Origin of the sequence: Mucilaginibacter sp. 21P, assembly GCF_019331605.1 — a bacterium.
Taxonomy (GTDB): Bacteria; Bacteroidota; Bacteroidia; order Sphingobacteriales; family Sphingobacteriaceae; genus Mucilaginibacter; species Mucilaginibacter achroorhodeus.
In genome coordinates, this window is sequence record NZ_CP063061.1 from 1 (window position 1) to 25604 (window position 25604).

At 42.9% G+C, this 25604-nt stretch carries 17 protein-coding genes; 7 read left to right on the top strand and 10 right to left on the bottom strand.

Going from position 1 to position 25604, the window contains the following annotated elements:
* On the top strand, nt 1-1428 hold the full coding sequence (dnaA, locus tag INP83_RS00005) for a chromosomal replication initiator protein DnaA (protein WP_146272513.1): 1428 nt from the start codon (nt 1-3) through the stop codon (nt 1426-1428).
* A gap of 142 nt (nt 1429-1570) precedes the next feature.
* Here dnaA and ettA read toward each other — a convergent pair whose 3' ends face one another.
* Entirely contained in the window at nt 1571-3253 is a 1683-nt protein-coding gene (gene ettA / locus INP83_RS00010) for an energy-dependent translational throttle protein EttA (protein ID WP_146272511.1), read from the bottom strand.
* Nucleotides 3254-3387: 134 nt separating this feature from the next.
* On the opposite strand from ettA, the gene INP83_RS00015 reads away from it, so the two are divergent.
* Both INP83_RS00015 and INP83_RS00020 read left to right on the top strand, forming a co-directional pair.
* On the top strand, nt 3388-4260 hold the full coding sequence (locus INP83_RS00015; protein WP_219125808.1) for an FkbM family methyltransferase: 873 nt from the start codon (nt 3388-3390) through the stop codon (nt 4258-4260).
* Between the two features lie 448 nt (nt 4261-4708).
* On the top strand, nt 4709-7243 hold the full coding sequence (locus INP83_RS00020) for an ATP-dependent Clp protease ATP-binding subunit (protein WP_146272507.1): 2535 nt from the start codon (nt 4709-4711) through the stop codon (nt 7241-7243).
* A gap of 85 nt (nt 7244-7328) precedes the next feature.
* Here the strand turns inward: INP83_RS00020 and INP83_RS00025 are convergent, their stop codons facing one another.
* Nucleotides 7329-8501, bottom strand: coding sequence for a carboxypeptidase-like regulatory domain-containing protein (locus INP83_RS00025; protein ID WP_219125809.1), 1173 nt, complete (start codon nt 8499-8501; stop codon nt 7329-7331).
* Between the two features lie 4 nt (nt 8502-8505).
* A complete protein-coding gene (locus tag INP83_RS00030; protein ID WP_219125810.1) occupies nt 8506-9600 on the bottom strand; it encodes a carboxypeptidase-like regulatory domain-containing protein in 1095 nt (364 codons plus the stop codon).
* A gap of 168 nt (nt 9601-9768) precedes the next feature.
* Here INP83_RS00030 and INP83_RS00035 point away from each other — a divergent pair, with 168 nt between their 5' ends.
* Nucleotides 9769-10173 (top strand): hypothetical protein, encoded by a 405-nt coding sequence (locus INP83_RS00035; protein WP_219125811.1) that lies wholly within the window; start codon nt 9769-9771, stop codon nt 10171-10173.
* Between the two features lie 66 nt (nt 10174-10239).
* On the opposite strand, the gene INP83_RS00040 is transcribed toward INP83_RS00035, so the two are convergent.
* The 4 genes from INP83_RS00040 to INP83_RS00055 all read right to left on the bottom strand — a co-directional run bounded on the left by INP83_RS00040 (nt 10240) and on the right by INP83_RS00055 (nt 15471).
* Nucleotides 10240-11052, bottom strand: coding sequence for an enoyl-ACP reductase (locus INP83_RS00040; protein ID WP_146272500.1), 813 nt, complete (start codon nt 11050-11052; stop codon nt 10240-10242).
* Nucleotides 11053-11198: 146 nt separating this feature from the next.
* Nucleotides 11199-12851, bottom strand: coding sequence for a DNA repair protein RecN (gene recN, locus INP83_RS00045; protein WP_219125812.1), 1653 nt, complete (start codon nt 12849-12851; stop codon nt 11199-11201).
* 143 nt (nt 12852-12994) lie between these two features.
* A complete protein-coding gene (locus tag INP83_RS00050) occupies nt 12995-15025 on the bottom strand; it encodes a M56 family metallopeptidase (protein WP_219125813.1) in 2031 nt (676 codons plus the stop codon).
* Between the two features lie 71 nt (nt 15026-15096).
* Nucleotides 15097-15471: a BlaI/MecI/CopY family transcriptional regulator gene (locus INP83_RS00055; RefSeq protein ID WP_219125814.1), complete on the bottom strand. Its 375-nt coding sequence runs from the start codon at nt 15469-15471 to the stop codon at nt 15097-15099.
* A 229-nt stretch (nt 15472-15700) separates the two neighbouring features.
* Between INP83_RS00055 and INP83_RS00060 the strand changes: the two genes are divergently transcribed.
* Nucleotides 15701-16471 (top strand): MBL fold metallo-hydrolase, encoded by a 771-nt coding sequence (locus INP83_RS00060; RefSeq protein WP_219125815.1) that lies wholly within the window; start codon nt 15701-15703, stop codon nt 16469-16471.
* Here INP83_RS00060 and INP83_RS00065 read toward each other — a convergent pair.
* Both INP83_RS00065 and gcvP read right to left on the bottom strand, forming a co-directional pair.
* Entirely contained in the window at nt 16465-16884 is a 420-nt protein-coding gene (locus tag INP83_RS00065; protein ID WP_146272490.1) for a response regulator, read from the bottom strand. The two genes, INP83_RS00060 and INP83_RS00065, sit on opposite strands and share 7 nt — an antisense overlap.
* 243 nt (nt 16885-17127) lie before the next feature.
* Nucleotides 17128-20037: an aminomethyl-transferring glycine dehydrogenase gene (gcvP, locus tag INP83_RS00070; RefSeq protein WP_219125816.1), complete on the bottom strand. Its 2910-nt coding sequence runs from the start codon at nt 20035-20037 to the stop codon at nt 17128-17130.
* 110 nt (nt 20038-20147) lie between these two features.
* Between gcvP and INP83_RS00075 the strand changes: the two genes are divergently transcribed.
* Entirely contained in the window at nt 20148-23612 is a 3465-nt protein-coding gene (locus tag INP83_RS00075; protein WP_219125817.1) for a gliding motility-associated C-terminal domain-containing protein, read from the top strand.
* Here INP83_RS00075 and INP83_RS00080 read toward each other — a convergent pair.
* Nucleotides 23609-24325, bottom strand: a complete 717-nt coding sequence (locus INP83_RS00080; protein WP_146272484.1) for a pyridoxine 5'-phosphate synthase — start codon at nt 24323-24325, stop codon at nt 23609-23611. The genes INP83_RS00075 and INP83_RS00080 overlap by 4 nt on opposite strands.
* A 195-nt stretch (nt 24326-24520) precedes the next feature.
* Here INP83_RS00080 and INP83_RS00085 point away from each other — a divergent pair, with 195 nt between their 5' ends.
* On the top strand, nt 24521-25504 hold the full coding sequence (locus tag INP83_RS00085; RefSeq protein ID WP_146272482.1) for a polysaccharide deacetylase: 984 nt from the start codon (nt 24521-24523) through the stop codon (nt 25502-25504).
* The last annotated feature ends 100 nt before the right edge of the window (nt 25505-25604 follow it).

Genomic DNA, 25604 nt, shown 5'->3' on the forward strand with positions numbered 1-25604 from the left:
ATGGAAAAAACTTGTACTAACGTTTGGAATAGTTGCCTTCAGATCATAAAAGATAACATACCGGCACAAAGCTTTAAAACCTGGTTTGAGCCAATCAAAGCTTTAAGGATGGAAGGAAGCGTTCTAACTATACAGGTACCAAGTTTATTCTTTTATGAATGGCTTGAGGAGCACTATGTAGGCTTGTTGCGCAAAACCATTAAAAAGCAACTGGGCGATGAAGGAAGATTAGAATACAACATTGTTGTAGAGCAGTCTTCATCTCCAAAGCCGTACACTACTAACATGCCCTCAAATGGAAATGGTGCCGAAGCTAAGAATCAGTCTATGCCGATACCTATTTCGATAAATAAAGATATTAAGAACCCGTTTGTAATACCGGGCCTTAAAAAACTTAATGTTGATCCGCAGCTTAACCGCAATTACACCTTCGAAAGCTTTGTAGAAGGCGATTGTAATCGTTTGGCGCGTTCGGCAGGTTATGCCGTAGCAGCAAAACCAGGCGGTACATCATTTAACCCGCTAATGATCTATGGCGGTGTTGGTTTGGGTAAAACCCACTTAGCGCAAGCTATTGGTAACGAAATTAAACGCACCCTGCCGGATAAATTGGTACTGTACGTAAGCTGTGAGAAATTTACCCAGCAGTTTGTTGATGCCCTTAAACATAACAACATCAACGATTTTGTGAATTTTTACCAGGCAATTGATGTGTTGATCATGGATGACGTACACAATTTTGCAGGTAAAGAGAAAACGCAGGATTTCTTCTTCCATATCTTTAACCACCTGCACCAAAGCGGCAAACAACTGATCATTACTTCAGACAAAGCCCCTAAAGACCTTGCTGGTTTAGAGGAGCGTTTGTTATCACGTTTCAAATGGGGCCTATCTGCCGATCTGCAGGTTCCTGACCTGGAAACCCGCATGGCTATCCTTAAGAATAAGATCTACCAGGATGGCATAGAGCTTTCTAACGAGGTGGTTGAATACGTTGCACATAACATTGATAATAACGTGCGCGAACTGGAGGGAGCAATGGTATCACTACTGGCGCAATCAACACTTAACCGCAAAGAGATAGACTTAAACCTGGCTAAGCAAATGCTTAAGAATTTTGTAAAAAATTCTGCCAAGGAAATTTCAATGGAATATATCCAGAGCCTGGTTTGCGAATACTTTGAAGTGCCTATTGAGATGGTTAAGTCACAAACCCGTAAACGCGAGATCGTACAGGCACGTCAGATATCGATGTACCTGGCTAAAGCACATACCAAAAGCTCATTAAAGTCTATCGGCCATTTCTTCGGCGGTCGTGACCACTCTACCGTGATTTATGCCTGCCAAACAGTTGAAGATTTGATTGATACTGATAAAAAATTCAAAGGCTACGTGGCCGATATCCAAAAGAAACTAAAAATGTCCTAACCGACTATAAACCAAACAAAGCCTCGCAATCGCGGGGCTTTGTTGTTAATAAGCTACTAAAGAAAGAAGCCCGTCTGCTTTCTCAGCAACCAGGCTTATCTTTTGTCTTGATTCTTGGCTCTTGATTCTTGAATCTCAATAACTAAGCTGTCAACTTTTTATACTTTATTCTTTTAGGGGTTACGTCACCAACGCGTTTACGGTGGTTTTCTTCGTAGTCGCTGTAGTTACCTTCAAAAAAGTAAACCTGTGAGTTACCTTCAAAGGCAAGTATGTGTGTACACACGCGGTCAAGGAACCAGCGGTCGTGGCTAATGATTACGGCGCAACCGCCAAAGTTTTCAAGTGCTTCTTCTAACGAGCGCAAAGTATTTACGTCAATATCGTTTGTAGGCTCATCCAGCAGCAACACGTTTGATCCCTTGGTTAATGTAATTGCCAGGTGAACGCGGTTACGCTCACCACCCGATAATACGCCAACTTTTTTTTGTTGATCGGCCCCGTTAAAATTAAATTTCGATACATAAGCACGAGAATTCAGCGGACGGTTACCCACCATGATATTATCGGTGCCGCCGGTAACGTTCTCCCAAACAGATTTATTAGGGTCAAGGTCATCGTGCATCTGGTCAACATAACCTAACGCAACGGTATCCCCAACACGGAAAGTACCGGCGTCCGGCTGGTCTTGCCCAGTTATCAGGCGGAACAAAGTAGTTTTACCGGCACCGTTAGGGCCAATGATGCCTACTATACCCGCAGGTGGTAGCGAGAAGCTCAGGTTCTCAAACAATACTTTATCACCGTAGGCTTTAGTAACGTTGTTTGCCTCTATCACAATGTTACCTAAACGCGGGCCTGGAGGGATGAACAACTCCAGTTTTTCTTCGCGTTCTTTAGTTTCTTCGGATGCCAACTTTTCATAATTTGATAAACGTGCCTTTGATTTTGCATGGCGGCCTTTAGCACCCATGCGCACCCATTCCAGCTCACGTTCCAAAGTTTTTTGGCGCTTGCTTTCGCTCTTCTCTTCAGCGGCAAGGCGTTTAGCTTTTTGGTCTAACCATGAGGAATAGTTTCCTTTCCATGGGATACCCTCGCCACGATCGAGTTCAAGGATCCAGCCGGCAACGTTATCAAGAAAATAACGGTCGTGCGTTACGGCTATAACAGTGCCTTTATATTGCTGCAGGTGTTGCTCCAACCAATCTATTGATTCGGCATCTAAGTGGTTGGTAGGCTCATCTAACAATAAAACATCCGGCTCTTGCAGCAACAAACGGCATAAAGCTACGCGGCGGCGCTCACCACCGGATAGTACCGAGATCTTTGTATCAGGCTCAGGGCAGCGTAACGCATCCATTGCACGCTCAAGCTTGGTATCTAATTCCCAGGCATTGGTGGCATCAATTTTATCCTGCAGTTCGCCCTGGCGGTTCATCAGCTTATCCATTTTGTCGGCATCACTGTAATACTCTTCCAGGCCAAATTTTTCGTTTATTTCCTCGTACTCTTTCAGTAAAGCAGTTGTTTCTGCAACGCCCTCTTCAACAATTTCACGTACAGTTTTCTCAGGATCAAGCTCGGGCTCCTGACTTAGGTAACCTACGCTGTAGCCTGGCGAGAATACTACTTCGCCTATGTTAGTTTTATCAATACCGGCGATGATCTTTAACAACGACGATTTACCAGAGCCGTTTAAACCGATAACACCAATTTTGGCGCCGTAAAAAAACGACAGATATATATTTTTAAGAACTGTTTTTTGCGGCGGGTAAACCTTACTCACGCCTGCCATTGAAAAAATTATTTTTTCGTCAGCCATAAAATTTTAGATTTCTACTTAGGGAGAGCAAATATATGATTTGAAATGTGGAATGGTGGAGAAATTCATTTTAACATTATGGTTATTTGTATCTTTCAGCACAAAAAGCAAAGGCGTGTTTAGCCGATATTATAATGCTGCGCACCATCAAATTCATACTAAACCATCCATTTGCAAAAAACCACAGGTTTAAAGCATTTGCCGGCTTTATAAAGTGGCAGCTATCATCAAGAATATCCAGTAAACCTGTTGTTTACAAATTCACAAAAAACAGCAAGTTATGGGTTTGGAAAGGCCTAACAGGGGCTACGGGGAATATTTACTGCGGGCTTCATGAATTTGAAGATATGGCCTTCCTCCTTCATATGCTTAGGCCCCATGACATGTTTATGGATGTGGGTGCCAATATCGGCAGTTATACGATATTGGCTTCTGCCGAAATAGGCGCAAAATCCATAGCGGTAGAACCCGTACCGCAAACTTTTCACCATCTAAAAGAAAACATCCAGCTAAACCAAATCAGTAAACTGGTAACAGCTTTAAATATCGGGCTTGGCAGCAAAAAGGACATCTTAAAATTTACGCGGAGCTACGATACAGGCAATCATGTAGCCACTGATAATGATACTGATGTAATTGATGTAAATGTTGAAACACTTGATGGAGTTTTAACTTCCATTGTTCCCCTATTAATAAAAATCGACGTTGAGGGCTTTGAGACCGAAGTTTTAAAGGGTGGAATGAATACGCTAAGTTCCCCTGGCTTAAAAGCAATCATTATAGAGCTTAATGGTGCCGGTGTAAGTTATGGTTTTAACGATGACAATATACATGATCAATTGATCGCGTTGGGCTTTAAGGTAATGGATTACGACCCGCTCACACGAGTACTGAAATCAAGCGAGCGAAAAAAGGAACATAACACTTTATACATAAGGGATGTTGAGTTTCTAAAAGAAAGGCTAAAGAGTGCTAACCCGGTCTACGTTAAAGGCAGGCCGCTTTAAAAAAGTACTTTATTAACACCGTGTTTACATTTTTCACCCCAAATTCATCTTATAATTTGTATCTTTCAATGTAAATCGTTTGGTTTGCTAATAAGGCATAGCTGTAAGCAAATTTGATACTATGCCGTATTGTCATATGGTGATATGACTAATTGCCCGCTCAGATGCAATTCAGATAAATTTGGTATTTATCTTAAACCATTCAAGCGATGCAACATCAAATAGTAAGTAGTTCATTCGTTTGTTACTAAGGTTTAACCGGTTTTTTGCGGTTTTGCAAAACAATAAGGCATATAATCAAGTCTTCTTTTAAAGGTATTTATCATTCAATTGTCTGTTTGAATGCCATATCAAAAGTTGGCAATATTGTTGATGAGACTTAACAAAATCGGCTTATCTGAATAACAATCAATTTGGATAAAAGACGATCATAATCAGAAAGGTATATATGGAAGCTAAATTTTCGCCACGGGTTAAAGATGTGATACAATACAGCCGCGAGGAGGCTCTACGCCTTGGGCACGATTATATTGGAACAGAACATCTTTTGCTTGGCCTTATCCGTGATGGAGACGGTGTGGCTATTAAACTATTGAAAGGGCTAACCGTTGATACCGCTAAACTACGCCGTGCTGTTGAGGATGCTGTAAAAGGAACAATTGGCACAAATGTACATATAGGCAGTATCCCGTTAACCAAACAGGCAGAAAAGGTTTTAAAGATAACTTACCTTGAAGCTAAAATATTTAAAAGTGATGTGATAGGTACGGAGCACTTGCTGCTATCTATCCTTCGCGACGAAGACAACATCGCCTCTCAGATATTAATGCAGTTTAACGTAAACTACGAAGTGTTTAAGAGCGAAGTAGAATCGAGCAAAAACGATATAACTGACGAGATGCCGGGATCATCAACCGGTGGTGACGACGACTTTAAAGAAGACGACTCATTCACTCAACCTAAAAAGGTATCAGATATCAAATCAAAAACACCTGTATTGGACAACTTTGGCCGCGACCTGACCAAGGCTGCCGAAGAAGGCCGTTTGGATCCTATTGTCGGTCGTGAGAAAGAGATAGAGCGTGTGTCGCAGATCTTATCGCGCCGTAAAAAGAACAATCCTATTTTGATAGGTGAACCGGGTGTTGGTAAATCTGCCATTGCAGAAGGTTTGGCACTCCGTATTGTGCAACGTAAGGTATCACGTGTATTGTTTAACAAACGCGTAGTTACGCTTGACCTTGCATCCCTGGTTGCCGGCACTAAATATCGCGGGCAATTTGAGGAGCGCATGAAAGCGGTGATGAATGAATTAGAAAAATCTCCGGATGTTATTCTGTTCATTGATGAGATCCATACCATTGTTGGTGCTGGTGGAGCTTCGGGCTCGTTAGATGCATCTAACATGTTTAAACCTGCTTTGGCGCGTGGCGAAATACAATGCATTGGTGCAACTACCTTAGACGAGTATCGCCAGTACATTGAGAAAGATGGTGCATTAGACCGCCGTTTCCAAAAGGTGATGGTAGAACCTGCTACACCGGATGAAACTGTTGAGATACTTAACCGCATCAAAGAAAAATACGAAGAGCACCATGGTGTAACATATACTGACGAAGCTATAAACGCTTGTGTTAGCTTAACTACACGCTATATCACCGACCGCTTTTTACCGGACAAAGCTATTGATGCTTTAGACGAGGCAGGATCACGCGTTCACTTAACTAACATCCATGTTCCACAGAACATTTTGGATATTGAAGCCAAGATAGAGCAGATCAAGATTGAGAAGAACAAAGTGGTACGCAGCCAGAAATACGAAGAAGCTGCGAAACTTCGCGATACTGAAAAACATTTGCTTGAAGAGCTTGACCAGGCAAAAGCTGCATGGGAAGCTGAGACCAAAGCTAAACGTTACACTGTAACCGAAGATAATGTTGCCGAAGTCGTAAGCATGATGACAGGTATACCTGTACAACGTGTTGGCCAGGCTGATAGCGCTAAGCTGCTTGCCATGAACACTACTATTAGCGGTAAGATCATTGGTCAGGATGATGCTATTAAAAAACTTACTCGTGCTATACAACGTACACGCGCAGGTCTTAAAGACCCCAAGAAACCAATAGGTTCATTCATTTTCTTAGGCCCTACCGGCGTTGGTAAAACTGAACTTGCTAAGGAATTAGCCCGCTTTATGTTTGATACTGAGGATGCGTTGATTCAGATAGACATGAGCGAGTACATGGAGAAATTCGCTGTATCACGGTTAGTGGGAGCGCCTCCGGGTTACGTAGGTTATGAAGAAGGCGGACAACTTACTGAAAAAGTACGCCGCAAACCGTACGCAGTTGTATTGCTTGATGAGATCGAAAAAGCTCACCCGGATGTATTCAACATCTTGCTTCAAGTATTGGATGAAGGACAGTTGACCGACTCTTTGGGCCGCAAGGTTGATTTCAGGAATACGATCATCATCATGACATCTAATATCGGTGCACGCCAGTTAAAAGACTTTGGTCAGGGTGTTGGTTTCACAACAGCTGCCAAAACTACACAGGCAGATGCACACTCTCGTGGGGTTATCGAAAACGCTTTAAAACGCGCATTTGCTCCTGAGTTCTTGAACCGTATTGACGACGTTATCGTATTCAACTCTTTAGGCAAAGACGAGATCTTTAAGATAATTGACATCGAGTTGGCTGCCCTGTTTGGCCGTGTTAACAGCTTGGGTTATAAAATTGAACTTACTGTAGAGGCCAAAGAGTTTATAGCCGAGAAAGGTTATGATTCGCAATTTGGTGCGAGGCCGCTTAAACGCGCCATCCAGAAATACCTGGAAGACCCAATTGCCGAAGAGATACTTAAAGGCGAAATGCACGAAGGTGACACGTTATTAGTTGACTATGATAAAGAAGCCAACGAAATAAAAGTGATAGACCAAAAAGGCGAAAACAAAGAGCCAAAAGAAGAAGAGCAGAAGTAACTGCACATTTAATCAATAACTTTGCATAAAAAGTCCGTCTGAATTTAATTTGGACGGACTTTTTTATTATTAAAACAACAACAACTTATCTTTTAGCCGTTTGCTCACGTAAAGGCGGATTATAACCTAATGGCAGTAATTCAGCAACTCTATCACGTCCCCATCTATATCGTAATGATACACCGTCAGGATTTAAAATCCTACCGTTGTAGTCAAAGAAAATGTTACTATTAATAAAATCAAAACTTCCAATCTGCCCACGATTACCATGCTCATGGTAAGCATCCAAACTGTGTGGAACACCAGGTGGGAAATAAAAAACATCTAAATCGTAAGGATAACTAATAGCATAAACGCCTCTATTACTGGTTGGATGGACGTATTTGGATGTTGTTAGTGTATCATATCTTAACATATAGTATTTAGCTGAATTACCCAATCTAATGTCGAGCATACTTTTGTAAACAGGATTATCCAATGTATCTATCTTTTTTATACAAAATGGCCTTACAACAAAATCAGAATCAGCTTTACCGGCGGTCACAACACGTAAAAAATGAGTAGGCGAACCGTAATAAATAGCACGCCTGTGCTTTTCCCATAATTCCTTTTGTTTAGGATCACCCTTAAGTTCTTCAAAGAAAGCGTAACCTTCGTAGCTTATGTTTAAAGCTATCTTGTCTAACTTAAAATTATTAAGCAGATACTTTATTTTATAACCGGTAGCTTTATTTTCTATCTCAAGAAAATCATTTGAATAACCTGTAAGTACCTGTTGATGATTTTGGAATTTTAATACTAAAATTTCGGGGTTCGATATTTCGCAATCGTTAGAAAACCCAGATGCACCCAAAAACTGTTCTTTGAACATCCGCAGTTTTCGTGATCGGTATTTATCGCTGCCGCTAACTGTCACTTCGTTCATCAAAGTAACTGTAGGGGTCATTTTAACACCGTTGATTTCGGTATTTCTGTCTATAGTGACAACTTGGTTATAACTTTTAAAACCAATAAGGCTCACTATTAATTCATACTGCCCTGATGGAATGCACGATATCCTAAATTTCCCTTCTGCATTAGTTTTAGACCCGAGTGTGGTATTATTGAGAAATACGCTGGCATCAGGCAGAGGCTTACCATCTACTTCGTTTATCACAGATCCTTGAAGTACTGACTGAGCAAAGCTAACTAAGGGCAGTAAAAACAAAATAAAAAGTCCTAACTTTTTTTTGATCAGCTTCTGTAAATTAGATTTCATATTTTCAAGGCTTGTAATCCACCGGTAGCATTTCTGCAACGCGGGCCGTTCCCCAATATCCTTCAAAAGTCACCGTGGCAGGGTTCTCAATTATGCCGTTGCAATCAAACAAAGGGTAATCATCACCAAATGATGCTATACTTGTTTGATAATTGGGCATATCAAGCGTCTTATAAACGTCACTTGAAATATCCTTACGCTTAGTATACATTACATAAAGGCAATTATCAAATTTAATGGCAAAGGTCCCTTTTCTATCTGTTAAGCTGGTATAGTCATTCGCTTTTAGGGGGGAGTTAACTAAAGTTTGTAAGTATCTATCAACAAGCGACCCTGGCCTATACGCAGGATTTGGCTTTCTGATCAAACGCATCGCGATAAAACCGTTCTCGGCTACGGTATTGCTAATTACCGAACGAAGAAAATGCATGGTAGATCCTTCGTAAGCATCCTTGCGGGCCCTCATCCACTTACGCTGCTGACTTTCGCTGCCATTTGAAGGTTCATACAATGCAGATCCCTCAAAATACAACCATCCTTTGCTATTGTCTTTTACAAACTTGGTCAGCAGATATTTCATTTTGTAACCGAGCGCTTTATTTTCTATTTCAATAAAATCAGACGAGGATGCAGAAAGTGTTCTCGTATTCTTGTCATAAGCAAGATCTATCACATCCGGATTCTTGATCTTGCATTGCTTTGCTATGGCCGATTCGCCTAAAAATTCCTTTTTAAAAATAGCGTAATACATTTCCCAATCTTTATTAGGCATTACAGTAACCTCTTTGAGTAAGAGGGTTTTCGAGATCAGCTTTATCTCGGGCAGGTCAATATCCTTATTTTCTACAATTATGTTTTGATGGTATTGCTCGTAACCTACTATCGTGACTACCAACTCGTACTTACCGGGTGGTACGCGTTTTAACTTAAACCGGCCGTCAGCATCAGATCTATCACCTATTGTAGCATTACTCAAAAAAACGCTGGCTGAGGGCAAAGGCTTGTTTGAAAGGGCATCGCTTATCGTCCCGCTGATATTGATCTGGCCGAAACAGCATGCCGGAACTAACGCCATTAAAAACAAAAACCATTTGAACATAAAACTAATTTAAACTAAATATTTAGTTAATTAAACCTTTTTAGAAAAAATTATTCATACGGTGATAAAACAAAATCGCAGATCAAACCATTATAGAATTTATAGTGGCAATTAAAACAATTAACACTTACAAAAACCGTTTTCTTAACGGATTAACAACAAACATTTATGAAAAAACTACTATCTATTATTTGCGTAGCTATTTTGGCAGTTACGGCATCATCATGTAAAAAAGAAACCGTGGTATCTAATAACACGCTTACCCGTGTTTTTGACCTAAAATCAACCGATTGGAAACAAACTTCAGACGGGGTTAGCTGGTATGCTAATTTAAATATTCCTGAGCTTGACAATCAAATTCATCTTAAAGGCGGTGTTTTGGTAAGCATATCTGTAGATGGAGAGAGCACTTACGAGCAAATTCCTGAAACTTTTGGTGGGGTAGCATATAGCTACAGTCATCAGCCGGGTCAGTTACAACTGTTAGCACAAGCTTACGACGGTGCAAACCCTCCTATCAGCAATCCTGGCGCTATGACCGTTAAAGTCGTGTTGATCGACTCAAACGATTAAGTAAATATTTTATAAAGGAAAGCCCTTGCCAAATGGCAAGGGCTTTTTTTTATGCGGAAGTTCTAATTATTTTTCCATTTGTTCTATCACAGCCTGAGTAACCCCGGTGAAGGAGAAACCACCATCATGGAACAAATTCTGCATGGTAACCATGCGGGTTAAGTCGCTGAATAAGGTTACACAGTAATCAGCACATTGGTTTGCATCAGCGTTACCAAGCGGGCTCATTTTCTCAGCATAATTAATAAAGCCGTCAAAACCCTTTACGCCGCTACCTGCGGTAGTACGGGTTGGTGATTGCGACACGGTATTGATACGCACGTGCTTTTTAACACCATACTGGTAACCAAAATTGCGGGCGATGCTTTCCAGGTAAGCTTTATTATCGGCCATATCGTTATAATCAGGGAATACGCGCTGGGCTGCTATGTAAGTGAGCGCCAGTACAGATCCCCACTCGTTGATGGCATCCATTTTCATGGCTGTTTGCAGCACACGGTGAAAGCTTAATGCCGATATATCAAGACCTTTGTGGGTAAACTCATAGTTGTTTTCAGCGTAAGGCAAACCCTTGCGTACGTTTACGCTCATGCCTATAGAGTGCAGGATAAAATCTACACCGCCACCAAAATGTTCTAAAGATTTAGTGAACAGGTTGTTTATATCTTCGGTGCTGGTAACATCGGCGGGGATAACCGGCGCATTGCATTCTTCCGCAAGTTTATTTAATTCGCCCATGCGTAAAGCCAGCGGAGAGTTTGTTAACACTATTTCCGCGCCTTCTTCGTGGCAGCGTTGTGCTACTTTCCAGGCGATCGACTGCTCGTTAAGCGCGCCAAATATGATACCTTTTTTGCCCTTTAATAAATTGTAAGCCATCTATTTTAAGTTTGGTTTGAAGCTGTAAAGTTATAAAATTAGTTTGCAGTTTAATACTTGTCATACTGAACGCAGTGAAGCATTCTTTCGCAGATATACATGCATACAATAGATTCTTCGCGATCGATCAGAATGACAAGAAAGCATTAAAGCGCAAGCAACTCCCTCGCATTCTGCAACGCGCTTTCGCCCGGGTTGTCCCCGCTTAGCATTTTGGCTATTTCAGTTATGCGCTCTTCATTGCTGAGTTTCTTAAGTCGGGTTTGGGTCACATCAGAACTATTATCTTTATATACAAAGTAGTGGCTGCTACCCTTGCCTGCTATTTGCGGCAGGTGGGTGATAGTGATCACCTGCAGGTTTTGCGACAGGCGTTCCATTACTAAACCAACTTTGTTGGCTACTTCGCCGCTAACGCCTGTATCTATCTCATCAAAAATAATAGTAGGTAATGCGGTGTATTCTGCAATGATGGATTTGATGCTCAGCATTAAGCGGCTTAATTCACCGCCTGATGCTACCTTACTCATATCTGCCAGCGCATGGCCCTTGTTGGCAGAGAACATAAAGCGAATAGAATCAATACCATTTGGACTGAGTTCCACTGCAGATTGTTCTATATGTAATGCCGAGTTCCCCATACCCATTTCGGCAAGGGTAGCCAATACTTTATCCTGTATAACCGGGATCGCAATTCTGCGGTTGGCAGATAGCGTTTCCGCTAATTGTTGCAGCTCCTGCTTAGCAGCATCTATTTGTTGTTGGAGTTTTTCTACGGCCTCGTCGCCAAACACGGCTTGCTGGATCTTTTCAGACAGATCGTTTTGGATCTCCAAAAGCTCCTGGTTGGTGCTTACGCGATGTTTCTTTTGCAGATTGTAAATCAAACTCAAACGCGTGTTTACCTCTTCGGCCCGGGCCTCATCAGTAAAGGTGCGTTGCTCAATGGTTTCTATTTCTGCAGCAATGTCTTTGAGTTCTATCAGCGCACTTTTCAGTCGTTCATTCAAAGCCTCTACCTCAGTGTTGTATCTTTCGATGCCCCCAAGCTGTTGGCTCGACTCGCGTAATTGAATAATGGCAGATGTTTCCCCCTCATGCATCAGGTAGTGCGCGCCAAGCAGATTACGTTTAATCTCCTCCGCATTGTTAAGGGTAGCCAGTTCTTTCTCCAGGCCTTCCTGCTCGTCTGCTGCTAAGCCGGCTTTCTCCAGTTCATCAAACTGAAACTGGTAGTAATCAAGGTCGGCTTTGGCTTTATCGTTATCCTCTATAAGTTGCTGTAATTGGCTTAACGATTTTTTATAGGCACGGTATTTTCTTCGATAGTCGCCCAACACACTCTCATGACCGGCAACACCATCAACAACCAATAATTGAAAATCAGGATCGTTGATCTCACGCGTTGCATGCTGCGAGTGGATATCTATCAGCTTTTCGCCAAGCTGTTTTAGGGTATTAAGGTTAACAGGAGTATCGTTCACAAAAGCACGGGATTTGCCATCGGCAGAGATCTCTCGACGCAATACCGTTTCGCTCTCGTGATCGAGGTCATTATCCTCAAAAAAATCTGACAAATGAAAACCTTCTATTTTGAACGCACCCTCTATCACACATTTTTTTTGCTGATTGAAGAAATAACGGCTCTCCGCTCGCTGACCCAATATCAGCGACAATGCACCCAGTATAATGGATTTGCCCGCACCGGTCTCACCCGTTAAAATGTTCAAACCCTTATCAAAATTGATCTCCAGGTTATCTATCAGCGCGTAGTTTTGAATGGTTAGCCTTTGAAGCATAAAAAAAGTATCCCCTTTTATGAGGATACTAAATTACTAATTTTATTGGGATTAGTTGGTGAATGGTGATCAGTAACCGGTAAAGCTTTAATCTCGGATTGACCAATCTCTAATCACTAATTCTGCTCTACAGGTTCAGGTTGCTACTGGGCCTCTGGTTGCTCTTTGGATTCAGGAGCTTCCTTAACTTCTTCCTTCAGGTCGCGGTCTGTCCAGCCATAATCAGGGTGCGCTGCACGGTACTCTGCAAGTTTCTTTTTAAACGCCGGTGTGGCCATGTAATCGCGCATTTTCTTGGATGCCGCTTGCAGGGCTTGCTGCTCTTCACGCATTTGCGGGTTGGTTTGGTAAGCGCGCATTTGCTCGCTCAATCTTTGCATTTTAGCTTGTACGGCCTTCATATCCTTGCTGGCAAAAGCCTTACGCATGTTTTCGCCGGCATCGCGCAAAGCATTTTGCTGTCTAATCAGGTCGGGATTGCCCGAGATATCACGCATCTGCGTACCCAGATCCTTCATCTGTTTACTCAGGCCCTTAACATCGGCAGGGATGTTCTGATCTAATTCCTGCTGATATTTACGGTAATTAGGGTCTTCGCGGTCGCTAAAATTATGTGATGCTTCCGGGTCAATGTTGTATTTTTTGGCTATGCGGGCGTTAAGTTCTTTAAACTCTTTTGAGTTGTAATATTTACCCATTTTGTCGCCCATCTCGCCCATTTGCTTGCCCAGCTTTTCCATATCCTTACCTTTTACCGCCCATGATTTCTCATAATCTGCAGCGGCAAGTTCCTGGGCTTTGGTAGCTTGTTTAATGGCATCGCTCTCATAATAAGCACTCATCTCCTTGCCCATCTTTTCCATTTCGGCGGTTGTGCTTTTAAAATCTGCGTTCTCATAAAATTTACCAATAGCATTGCCATGTTTCTCTACTTCTTTGCTAAGCCTGTCGAGCTCTGCATCTTTAAAGCCATTATAGCGCACCCCGTCAATGTAAGTATCGTTCCTATATTTTAAAGTGCCGGGGGCTTTTGCTTTAGCAGATTTGTCGGCGCGTCCGGCTTTAGCAGGCTTAGTAGCCGCCCCTACTTTTGTTGGTACTGTATCAGCTGTGATGATGCTTTTTATTGCAGGCATAATAGCCTTAACAGACATTTTTCCCTGTGCGATCTCTGGTTTTAAAAGTGCGAAACTGCAAATACTTAAGGTTAATATAAGCATGGCAACCAACGTTGGCCTAATGCTTGGAATTTGTTTTTTAGTTTTCATGATACGTTCAATTCGGTTTAACAAATGGTACTTTTTACCTGTTACCGCCAGCGCTAACTGTAACTGGTTTTGGCGGCTTTGTTCAAGCTTAAACAAAGCTTTTGCGTATATAACCGGCGTAGCGGTTGCGTTTACTACCATGTCGTCACATGCGTTCTCGCGTTCTTCGCCAATTATTTTGTTGATCAACAATACACAGGGATTAAAGAACAACAACGTGGTGATAACTTGCTGCAGCAGGTTTACCAGGTAGTCGTTACGTTTAATGTGTGCAAGCTCGTGTAAAAGGATAGCCTCAATCTCATCGGCTTCCAGGTATGTAGAAAGTGTTACGGGCAGCATTATCACCGGTTTTAAATAGCCTGCAACGCAGGGCACATCAACCAGTGCGCTAAAGCCAACCTTTACTTTTTTGGTAATTTCAAATTTTGCCGCAAACTTGCTTATCTGCGATTGCAGCTGTACGCCCAGGCTCATGCTGCGTTTGATAGCTTTGATACGACGGTGCGAAAACACCACTTTAACTATATTTAGCAACAGGCCCACAACATAAACAGCTGTGATGTAGGGCATATAATCCTGGATGTTGTAATAGTAACGGAGGGTATCCTCATTTACATTTCTGAAAGATTTTGGCAGTTCCTTCAGCAAAGGCATATTAGCCAGCGTTGTAGGCTTATTGAGCCAATTATACGCCTGCACCTCGTTGATGAGGGTAACAGCAAACCAGATACTTATAGCAAACAAAGCAGCTACTGACACTAAATATTTTTCGGCCGGGTTAAGCTTTGTGTTAAACACCGTTAAAGTAAGCTTTAACAGGAAATACACTAATAAGCCCTGCCATAGCGAGTGCACTATGCTGATGCCTAAAACCTGACTGATGTTATAAAGTATGTTTTGCATTATCTTAAATCCTAAAGTCTAAACTTCAAATTCCTTCTTACACTAATCTCCAATCTCCGTTTAACTAATCTCTACTTCTCCCCCTCAAATCCATCGAGGAAGTTCTTGATAGCATCTATCTCGTCTTTTGAGGCCCGGTGCTGGCCAAGCGCTTGTATCACCAGGTCGGCAGTGGAGCCTTTGAAGACGGTTGACAGGATCTTGTCCAGTGCGCCTTGTTGTGCCTGTTCGCGTGAGATCAATGCTTTATACAAATGCGTTTTAGATGTGGTGTCGCGCTCAACCAAACCTTTATCGTGCATAATTTGCATCAGCTTAAGTGTGGTGGTGTAGCCAACCTCCTTGTTTGCTGCCAGTTCATCATGTACATCGCGCACACTGCACTGCCCTCTTCTCCAAATGATCTGCAATATCTCAAGCTCGCTTTCTGTCGGTTTCAAATCCATCTCAATCCTATTTACGAAATTCTTCGTACAAATATGTACGATAGTTTTCGTACATCCAAATTATTTGTGAAAAAGATTTAATCCAAATCAATTTCCTTTGTGGTATAAGCCACCGATTTTCTATAAAAAGACGCCCGAAAATTGTAAACGTTACAGCAAAGTGTCATTTAACCATAGGTATTTCTGCTCCTTAGCCGTTGAAACGTATATTTGCACAAAGAAATATCATATGGAACTTTTAGCACTGAGTGAAGGCTCTTATTCGGTTGATAGTACGAAAAAATTTATCCCCTTTAACCCGGAGATAGATAACCGCAAGGACAGGCCGGGCTCTTTGTTTATCCATGTGAACCCATTTCTGATAAAAACACAAAACGACCTGATCATCTTAGACGCCGGTTTAGGCTACAAAGATACCCGCGACGAACTGATATTGCACCAAAACATACGCAACGCCGGTTATGAGCCTGAGGATGTAACGCTTGTACTAATGTCGCACCTGCATTATGATCACTCCGGCGGTTTGGTGGTTGAGCGCAATGGTAAACTTGAAGTTAGTTTCCCGCAAGCACGCCACGTGATACAAAAACAAGAATTTGAGTTTGGACTAAGCGGTAAATCAAGCTCATACCACAAGGAAATATTTGAGGCACTGCAACAACAAGCCACTATTGATTTTGTAGACGGCAATGGCGAATACAAACCCGGCATACGCTATGAGCTATCCGCCGGGCACAGCAAATTTCACCAGGTTTTCTGGATGGAATTTGATGGCAAAAAAGTATTCTTTGGCGGAGACGAACTACCGGAGCCCGAGCAGTTGCTTAGAAAGTTTGTGGCTAAATATGATTATGATGGCCAGCGGTCTGCCGACCTGCGTATAGAATATGGAAAGAAGGCGGCAGCAGATGGGGATATCTGCTTATTTTATCATGCCCGCACTTTCCCAATTGGTACTGTTAATTACAACGGTGAGCAATTTACAATAATGCCTTATTGAACGGCTACACCAAAAAGCTCCTTTATTTTCTCAACGTTCAATGGTTTAGAAACAAAATCCTTCACAAGCGGGTATGAGCGTGCCTTGTTAATATCGTTACTGAATACGGAAGAAGAAATGATGTAGATCTTGCTTTTGCCCAGCGGATCTATATTTAAACGCTTATACTCATCCAGAAATTCCCAGCCGTTCATTATCGGCATATTTATATCCAGCAGGATATAATCGGGCATATCCGCAGGATTCTTATGTTGTATCTCCAGCAACTGATCTATCGCAAATTTACCGTTAAGGCAGGCCATAATACTGGTATTGGTCAAAGCTTTCTTTATCAATTTAATAGAGATAAAGTTGTTTATTTCATCATCATCAACCAATAAAACACTCACGGTCCGGTCGTTATTAGGGCTCATATCTTTGTTATACGTAACTATCTTAAAAAGGTTCTACTCCAAATGGTTGTAAAGTTAAAAAATTTTCATTCTTAAACATACGGCAAAATTTAGTTCATTGGAACAGGTGTTCTACCCTTTATCTTAAGAAATACGGCTTTTAACGTTATTTACCTCACTAAAACCGAAAAAGCCTCCGCAAATGGGAGGCTTTTTTGTATAGATCATCTACAAATCTGCATAAAGCAAACTTGCAGAAGTTCATCACGTTCCGTATTCCGGCGTAGTTACTTCGCTTTCTTCAAATTCGTAGTCAGTAAGCGGCGGGCATGAGCAGATCAGCGTACGATCGCCGTAAGTATCGTTCACCCTGCCAACTGAAGGCCAGAATTTAAACTGTGCCACGTAAGGAAGCGGGTAAGCCGCTTTTTGGCGCGTGTATGGATGTTCCCACTCGTTGCCGGTAATTACTGCGGCAGTGTGCGGTGCATTTTTAAGCGGATTATCTGTTTTGTCTGATAAACCTTTTTCTACATCGTCAATTTCGTGACGGATTGAGATCATGGCATCGCAGAAACGGTCAAGCTCATGCTTAGGCTCAGATTCAGTTGGCTCAACCATTACCGTACCCGCAACCGGGAACGACACCGTTGGCGCGTGGAAGCCATAGTCCATCAAGCGTTTTGCAATGTCTGTAACCTCGATACCGAACGATTTAAATGAGCGGCAATCAAGGATCATCTCGTGCGCACAACGGCCGTTAGCGCCTGTGTAAAGCACAGGGTAGTGGTGTTGCAAGCGTGTTTTAATATAATTAGCATTTAGGATAGCGTAGCGGGTAGCATTGGTTAATCCGTCGCCACCCATCATGGCTATGTAGGCATGAGAGATCAACAATATAGATGCTGAACCCCATGGCGCAGCAGATACCGCGTGGATAGCTTTACCGTTATCGATATCAACAACCGCGTGGCCCGGCAGGTACGGAACCAGGTGTTTTGCCACACCGATAGGGCCCATGCCAGGGCCACCACCACCGTGTGGTATACAGAAGGTTTTGTGCAGGTTAAGGTGGCAAACATCAGCCCCAATAGTAGCCGGGCTGGTTAAGCCTACCTGTGCATTCATGTTGGCGCCATCCATATAAACCTGACCGCCATGCTGGTGAATAACCTCGCATATCTCAATGATCGACTCCTCAAATACACCATGTGTAGATGGGTAAGTAACCATTAAGCACGATAGATCATTGGTGTGCTGTTCAGCTTTAGCCTTTAGGTCGGCAACATCAATGTTACCGTTATCATCACATTTAACAACCACTATCTTCATGCCTGCCATTGCCGCAGAAGCCGGGTTAGTACCGTGTGCCGATGCAGGGATCAAAGCCACATTACGGTGCCCTTCGCCCCTGTCCATGTGGTAAGCTCGGATAACCATTAAACCTGCATACTCACCTTGCGCACCTGCGTTTGGCTGCAAGCTCATTGATGCAAACCCGGTGATCTCGCTAAGCCATTTGTTAAGCTCATCAAACACCTGCATGTAACCACCTACCTGGTCGGTTGGTGCAAACGGGTGCATTTTGCTGAACTCTGCCCAGGTAACAGGTATCATCTCTGTAGTTGCGTTAAGCTTCATGGTACATGAACCTAAAGCGATCATAGAGTGGCAAAGCGAAAGGTCTTTTGCTTCTAATGATTTGATATAACGCAGCATCTCATGCTCTGAGTGATGCGTGTTAAACAATGCATGTGTTAAGTAATCAGAAGTACGTTGCAGTTCTGACGGGATAACACCTTCTATATTTTGTTTATGTAAATCAAAATTAGCATCGTGCAGGGTTTTGCCTTTTACTTTAGCAAAGAAACGTACGATGGTCTCGATATCACTAACTGAAGTGGTCTCATCCAAAGAAATGGTTACAACCGAACCATTATAATGAAGGTTTGCCTCGTTATTTAAAGCCTCTGAATGTACCGGGCCAACTAACTCACCCAGATCAAATTTAAGGGTATCAAAGTAAGCTTTGTTTTGCTGTTCGTAACCCAGCTCGGCCAGTGATTTAGCCAACAGTACAGATAAACCGTGGATACGCTCTGCAATAAGTTTCAAACCTTGCGGACCATGGTATACGGCATACATACCGGCCATGATAGCCAATAGCGCCTGTGCCGTACAAATGTTTGAAGTAGCTTTATCACGGCGGATGTGCTGCTCACGGGTTTGCAAAGCCATGCGCAACGCGTAGTTACCTGCGCTATCTATGGTTACTCCAATGATACGGCCCGGAATAGAGCGTTTGTATTCTTCTTTAGTAGCAAAGAAGGCAGCGTGCGGGCCACCAAAGCCCATCGGCACGCCAAAGCGTTGTGATGTACCTACCACGATATCTGCACCCCACTCGCCCGGAGGCGTTAACAGCACCAGGCTCATCAAGTCGGCAACTACGGTAAGTTTGATGTTCTTCTCGTGCAATGCCGAAGCAAAATCTTTATAGTTATAAACCTCACCGTTACCAGCCGGGTATTGAACTATAGCACCAAACATTTCTTCGGTTAGTTCAACATTGCGGTGATCGCCTACCTGTAATTTGATACCGTAAGGCTCGCTGCGGGTTTTAAGGATATCAATAGTTTGCGGGAAAAGTTCTTCGCTTACAAAAAACACGTTGGCTTTTTGGTTTTTGCGAAGGCTGTACTGCATAAACATGGCCTCGGCAGCGGCAGTACCTTCATCAAGTAACGAAGCATTGGCAATTTCCATCCCGGTAAGGTCAATAACCATGGTTTGGAAATTTAACAAAGCCTGTAAACGGCCCTGCGCTATTTCTGCCTGGTAAGGCGTGTATTGGGTATACCATCCGGGGTTTTCAAGAATGTTGCGCTGGATAACACCAGGCACAATTACATCATAATAACCCTGGCCGATGTACGATTTAAATACCTTGTTTTTTGAAGCTGTTTGTTTCAGCGTATTCAGGTAATCAAACTCACTTTTTGCAGCAGGTAAATTCAGCGGATTTTTAAGCCTTATCTGCGCCGGAACGGTCTGATCGATCAGCTCGTCGAGCGAGTTAACACCAATAGTTTTTAACATTTTTTCGGTGTCGCCCTGGTTAGGTGCGATGTGCCTTTCCTGGAATTTTTCCTGGTAATTTATGTTCAACTTCATTGAAAAAGGTATGCCTTTAAAATTTACCGCAAAGGTAGGATTTTACCGCCTCAATAACAATGAAGTATTATCATAGTGACAATGTAGTTACATGAATAATCCTTAACTTTATGCACCTGAATTTTATGTACGCGCGGATATTTATTTTATTTCTCTGTATAATCACCTTTTCAACTGTAGCTCGCGCAGATACTTTCACTGTTACCAGCAATGCCGATAGCGGCCCAGGCACCCTGCGTGAAGCTTTAACCCTTGCCGCTGCTAACGGCAGCACGGTTAAGGATTATATTTATTTTAACCTGCCGGATTTAACCGAAGGCGGCAGGACGATCACTGTAAATACGCAACTACCGCAGATTTCTTCAAACGTTGAAATAGATGGCACTACGCAACCGGGCCCAAAGATTGGCCTTAGTGATTCAAAAATTACGCTAAGAAGTTTACGAAGCCAAACCGCTCTTACCGTTTTGACGGCTGACGGCGCTAATAACATTTCAATTTACGGTGTATTTTTTTCGGATAGCACCAACCCATGTCTTTCAGACCCGGATGGTGCGGTAAAAACAGGTATCAGTATAAAAAATTGTTCATACTTCACCTTTGGCGAAGCCGGTCGAGGGAATATAGTGAACGGTTATAAATATACCGCGATAGGTATAGAATCATCCAACCATATTGTTCTTGCGGGCAACATTTTCGGGGTATTGCCTTATAGCTACGAGTCGGTTTGTTCCGGCGGTTTATCGATCAAAAAATCAAACTTTGTAGATGTTGGTAAAACCGGACAGGGAAATATATTCTTTTCGGGGATAGGGATAGAGTTTGATAATACCAACAGCAGCCAATACGTCGTAAATGTAATAGATAATAATTTTGCGGTGATGGCGGATGGCAAAACGACTCTTCATTCGGGAGATGGTACCTATCTGCAATTGATTGGCAGTCCGGCCAACCCTTCATCACCTTTCCCCAATGCCCTTATCAACATACAAGGTAACTTGATCTCGCACTTTGGCCAGTTTGGGGGTATTGTATTTACCCATATCGGCGGGAAAATCCTGATAAAACATAACTGGTTTGGTACCGATCGTACCGCTACGCAACCCTTAAACATGCGAAGAGCGCACCCCGGAGATGGGTATGCTTTGTATTTTAATGACGTTGCAGCAGATATTACAGTTGGAGATATTGACCCTGCAATGGCAAATAAGATCAGCTATGCTTATGATGGCATACTCGCCAGCAATGTTCAAAATCTTTTATTGTTACGCAATTCTTTTAAATGTATAGGTTATAAGGATTATCTTAGTTATGACCCAACTTTACCTAAAATAGTAGTCACGAAGGCCACATCTCAATTTATTAGCGGCAAAACGGAGCCTATGGCTTTGGTTGACGTTTTTACCAGCGACGATTGTGTTAACTGTTCTCCGCAAACCTACATAGGTTCAACAAACGCTGATGCCGCCGGAAACTGGACATACACCTTTAGCCAGCCATATGCTCAAAGTATTATTGCCAATGCCCATATAGGTAAAAGATCTACAAATTTCACCAAGCCGGAAATTGATGTATCTCATATCAATATAACTTACTTTGATTGCGGGGTAAGCGGCAAGATATCAGGTATAGTTGTAAACAATACACAGGACCTGAAATGGGTTGACCAGCAGGGAAATGTTGTATCTACAAATTTAATTCTCGAGGGCGTGCCGCCGGGTAGATACAAATTAATAGTTGGTAAATACTGCACGGTTGAATCTGAATTTTTAACAATTGGCGATTCAAGGCCACAGATCATTGACTGGTCTAAAAATTTGATTAATCCATCTTGCGGCAGCGGTGGGGCAATAAAAGGCATATTTGCTTATACTATAGACTCAAAGCCAATTACATACCGATGGGTAGATCAGAATTTAGTTATAGTTGGCAACACTGCGGACCTAAGCGGTGTTGGCCCAGGCAAATACACCATGATAGCAACGACGCCGTCGGGATGCGAAAGCCAATATGGCCCTGTAATTATTGTTAATGCTGACGCTCCGGTAATTAACACAACCAACAAGCAAATTCAAAAAGCCACCTGCGATAATTATAATGGCGCCATTACCGGCATAACCGCCACCGGGAACGGTACTTTAACCTATAAATGGACCAATGAACAGGACCAACTTGTTGGCGGCGATTTAGATTTGATGGGAGTTGGCCCCGGTAAATATAAACTCACGGTTACCAGTGGTGCCTGCTCGCCGGTAGCAACAGACTTTATAGAAATAAGCAGCATAAATGGTGTAAGCTTAAACACCACTAATGTAATCGTGCGCTCGCAAACGGCCTGCGCGATGGGGCAGATAACCGGCCTTTCATCGCCGGATGCTACCTCTTTTACCTGGCGCAGAAAAAACAGTACGGATATCCTGAGTTCATCTGCCAACCTCTTAAATGTGCCGGCCGGAGAATATGAGTTAACCATCGCTAACGCGGCGTGTACAAAAGCTATCCCGTTTAGTATCGCCTATTTACCGCCGGTAAATTTTTCGGCTTTTCCGTATACGTCTATTAAATCCTGCCAAGCATTCGGAACCGGTTCTATTGTTTTAAACACGTCTAACGCGGCCTCACAACCCATAGCTTACCGTTGGGTTAATCAACTTGGCCAAAACGTTGGGTTTGATAAAAAGGTAACAAACCTGCCGGCCGGAAGGTATAAACTTTTTGCTACTGATTACACCGGTTGCGAAACCAGCAGCCCAATTCAAGAAGTTATTATTGACCCTATCCCTGCAATGGATGTTATATTTGGGGCCAAACATGATATTTATTGCGGAGTGGGTAAAGGAAGTATAGACGCGCCAGTTGTTAGCGGAGGGCGGGGCAGCTATATTTATATATGGAAGGATGCAAGTGGAAATGCAATTGCCCCCCAAACAAAAAGTTCGCTTACAGATTTGGCTCCCGGTTATTACAGCCTCGAAGTGCTTGATAAAGATCCGCTCAATGCTGCCGAGATTGCGTGCAACTCTTCAGGTGTTTTCACCTATCGTATTGAAGAATCTAATGCACAGGTACCGGCACCGGTGATAAATGACAAAGAAATTAATTACAAAGGCAATACTATTTTAGCGGTGGAAAACCCATACACTACTGCTATATACAGGTTATACGATTCTGACACTGCCGCCACACCAATAGATGAGCAACAAGGGGGTAAGTTTTCGGTGAATGTATCAGAAACGCGTAGCTATTGGGTAGGTTTAACTTATGGCAGCTGCGAAAGTGCACGTACGAAAGTCACAATAAAGCTACTAAAATCCACAGGTTTATTACCAAATGCATTTACCCCAAATGGGGATGGAATAAATGATACATGGATGCTGGCAAATATGGATATCAACATTATTAATACCGTAAAAGTGTTTAATAGAAATGGCCAAGCGGTATTTGAGTCACGCGGTTACACGATACCATTTGACGGAAACTACAACGGCAAGCAGTTAGCTGCAGGCGTTTACTATTACATTATCGACCTTAAAAAGGGCAAGCCATTGTCAGGGCATGTAACTATTATACGTTAAACCAGCTGGCGCAGGTACATTTGTATAGTGTTCTCTAAGCCATAATACAACGCATCGCTGATGAGCGCGTGGCCTATACTCACCTCGTCCAGCGCCGGTATATTATCTGAGAAATATTTCAGGTTCTCCAGATCAAGGTCGTGGCCGGCATTGATGCCTAAGCCTGCTTTTTGGGCAGCTTCTGCAGCTTTAACGTACGGGGCAATCGCCTGTTCTTTGTTCTGTGCATAACCATGCGCATATGCCTCGGTATATAACTCTATGCGGTCGGTACCTGTAGTAGCGGCTGCTTCAACCATCTCTACTATGGGATCAACAAAGATTGACACACGTATGCTTTCTTTTTTAAATACCGAAATGATCTCTTTCAGGTAATCCTGGTTTTTAATGGTGTCCCAGCCGTGGTTTGATGTGATCTGGCCCAGGGCATCAGGTACCAGGGTAACCTGCTCAGGCTTAACGGCAAGCACCAGGTCAACAAACTTTTGTTCCTGGCAGTTGCCTTCTATGTTAAATTCGGTAGTGACGATCTTCTTCAGTTCGTAAACGTCATTGTAGCGTATATGGCGTTCGTCGGGGCGGGGGTGTACGGTGATGCCTTGGGCGCCAAAGCCTTCACAATCTTTTGCAACCTGTATCAGATCGGGGTTGTTACCGCCGCGGGAGTTACGTAATGTTGCTATTTTATTGATGTTTACTGAGAGGCGTGTCATGTGTTAGTTTTATGTTAGTAGATGCCGGACAAATATCATTATTACTTTATTAACAATAAAACTATTGAATAGATTGTGTTACCGACGGGTGTTCACATTCACGCCATGAACGCCGTGAACACTTGTGAACGCTGACAAAAAAATGTCAGCATGCTAATTCAAACAAAATTGCGTTTTTTGCTTTTTTCACACCGTATGCGACCGATCAAACACTTTATCATTATTGCAATTATATGCTTTGCTTTTAATGCTTACGGGCAGGCCAATTATACCAAGATCACTAATTACAAGCCTTACTATGCCTGGGCACACCTTTACCCGCAGGATTGGATAGTGTTGCGCAGCTTTGAAAACGCCGGCAGGTCTTACTATTTAATGGTGAATCCGCAAACGCTTGTTACCAAAATTGCTGATGCAGGCTTTTACCAGATAAAACCGGCTTCGTTAGCTCAGCTGAGAGAGAAGTTTAGTGATATGCCCTATGTAAAAGCCCTGGCCAAAGCCGAAAGCCAATCCGTAATGATACAAGATGCCGGCATTGAGCGTGGAATGCCGCAGGAAACGGGCATCAGCCTTACCGCCGACCTTTGCCCATCGCACAGGCCTTTGGATAGACGGATTTTTACAGATATCATCAACGGGTTCAGGCAGGTGGAGCGGCCGGTCCCTATCGCATTATCCGTAAGCGGGCTGTGGATGAAACACCATCTGGCAGACCTCAACTGGTTAAAAGAGCTGCAGGCTAAGCGGCAAATAAACATTACCTGGGTTAATCATTCTTTTACTCATCGTGTAAGCCCGTCGTCACCGCTAAAAACCAATTTTTTACTGGAGCCCGGAACAGATATTAATTATGAAGTATTAGAGACCGAAAAGCTGATGCTCACAAACGGACTGATGCCATCGGTATTCTTCCGTTTCCCGGGATTGGTTTCCGATCAACAATTGGTTTACAAGATCACAGGCTTCGGACTGATACCCGTTGGCACTGATGCATGGCTGGCTAAAGGGCAGCAACCGCAGGCCGGCAGCATTGTATTGATCCATGGCAATGGTAACGAACCGGTTGGCGTAAATGATTTTATCAACCTGTTAAGGCAAAAGGCGCCATCCATCGCCAAAAAACAATGGCTGCTTTATGATCTGAGGGAAACGGTTGAGGAAGCGGAAGTGAGGTAGCTGACGGCACCACCCCTCACCCGCGCGTAATTGCGAGGCACGAAGCAATCTCTACAGAGGACAAGCCGTCCTTGATATTCGGAGATCGTTTTGTAACTAA

What these genes read in the sequence shown, in the direction of transcription:
- INP83_RS00080 (WP_146272484.1), bottom strand. Translation starts at nt 24,325, where the DNA reads ATGACACGCCTCTCAGTAAACATCAATAAAATAGCAACATTACGTAAC.
- INP83_RS00085 (WP_146272482.1), top strand. Translation starts at nt 24,521, where the DNA reads ATGCGACCGATCAAACACTTTATCATTATTGCAATTATATGCTTTGCT.
- INP83_RS00055 (WP_219125814.1), bottom strand. Translation starts at nt 15,471, where the DNA reads ATGGATTTGAAACCGACAGAAAGCGAGCTTGAGATATTGCAGATCATT.
- INP83_RS00050 (WP_219125813.1), bottom strand. Translation starts at nt 15,025, where the DNA reads ATGCAAAACATACTTTATAACATCAGTCAGGTTTTAGGCATCAGCATA.
- INP83_RS00040 (WP_146272500.1), bottom strand. Translation starts at nt 11,052, where the DNA reads ATGGCTTACAATTTATTAAAGGGCAAAAAAGGTATCATATTTGGCGCG.
- INP83_RS00020 (WP_146272507.1), top strand. Translation starts at nt 4,709, where the DNA reads ATGGAAGCTAAATTTTCGCCACGGGTTAAAGATGTGATACAATACAGC.
- INP83_RS00015 (WP_219125808.1), top strand. Translation starts at nt 3,388, where the DNA reads ATGCTGCGCACCATCAAATTCATACTAAACCATCCATTTGCAAAAAAC.
- dnaA (WP_146272513.1), top strand. Translation starts at nt 1, where the DNA reads ATGGAAAAAACTTGTACTAACGTTTGGAATAGTTGCCTTCAGATCATA.
- recN (WP_219125812.1), bottom strand. Translation starts at nt 12,851, where the DNA reads ATGCTTCAAAGGCTAACCATTCAAAACTACGCGCTGATAGATAACCTG.
- gcvP (WP_219125816.1), bottom strand. Translation starts at nt 20,037, where the DNA reads ATGAAGTTGAACATAAATTACCAGGAAAAATTCCAGGAAAGGCACATC.
- INP83_RS00035 (WP_219125811.1), top strand. Translation starts at nt 9,769, where the DNA reads ATGAAAAAACTACTATCTATTATTTGCGTAGCTATTTTGGCAGTTACG.
- INP83_RS00075 (WP_219125817.1), top strand. Translation starts at nt 20,148, where the DNA reads ATGCACCTGAATTTTATGTACGCGCGGATATTTATTTTATTTCTCTGT.
- INP83_RS00025 (WP_219125809.1), bottom strand. Translation starts at nt 8,501, where the DNA reads ATGAAATCTAATTTACAGAAGCTGATCAAAAAAAAGTTAGGACTTTTT.
- INP83_RS00060 (WP_219125815.1), top strand. Translation starts at nt 15,701, where the DNA reads ATGGAACTTTTAGCACTGAGTGAAGGCTCTTATTCGGTTGATAGTACG.
- INP83_RS00065 (WP_146272490.1), bottom strand. Translation starts at nt 16,884, where the DNA reads ATGAGCCCTAATAACGACCGGACCGTGAGTGTTTTATTGGTTGATGAT.
- ettA (WP_146272511.1), bottom strand. Translation starts at nt 3,253, where the DNA reads ATGGCTGACGAAAAAATAATTTTTTCAATGGCAGGCGTGAGTAAGGTT.
- INP83_RS00030 (WP_219125810.1), bottom strand. Translation starts at nt 9,600, where the DNA reads ATGTTCAAATGGTTTTTGTTTTTAATGGCGTTAGTTCCGGCATGCTGT.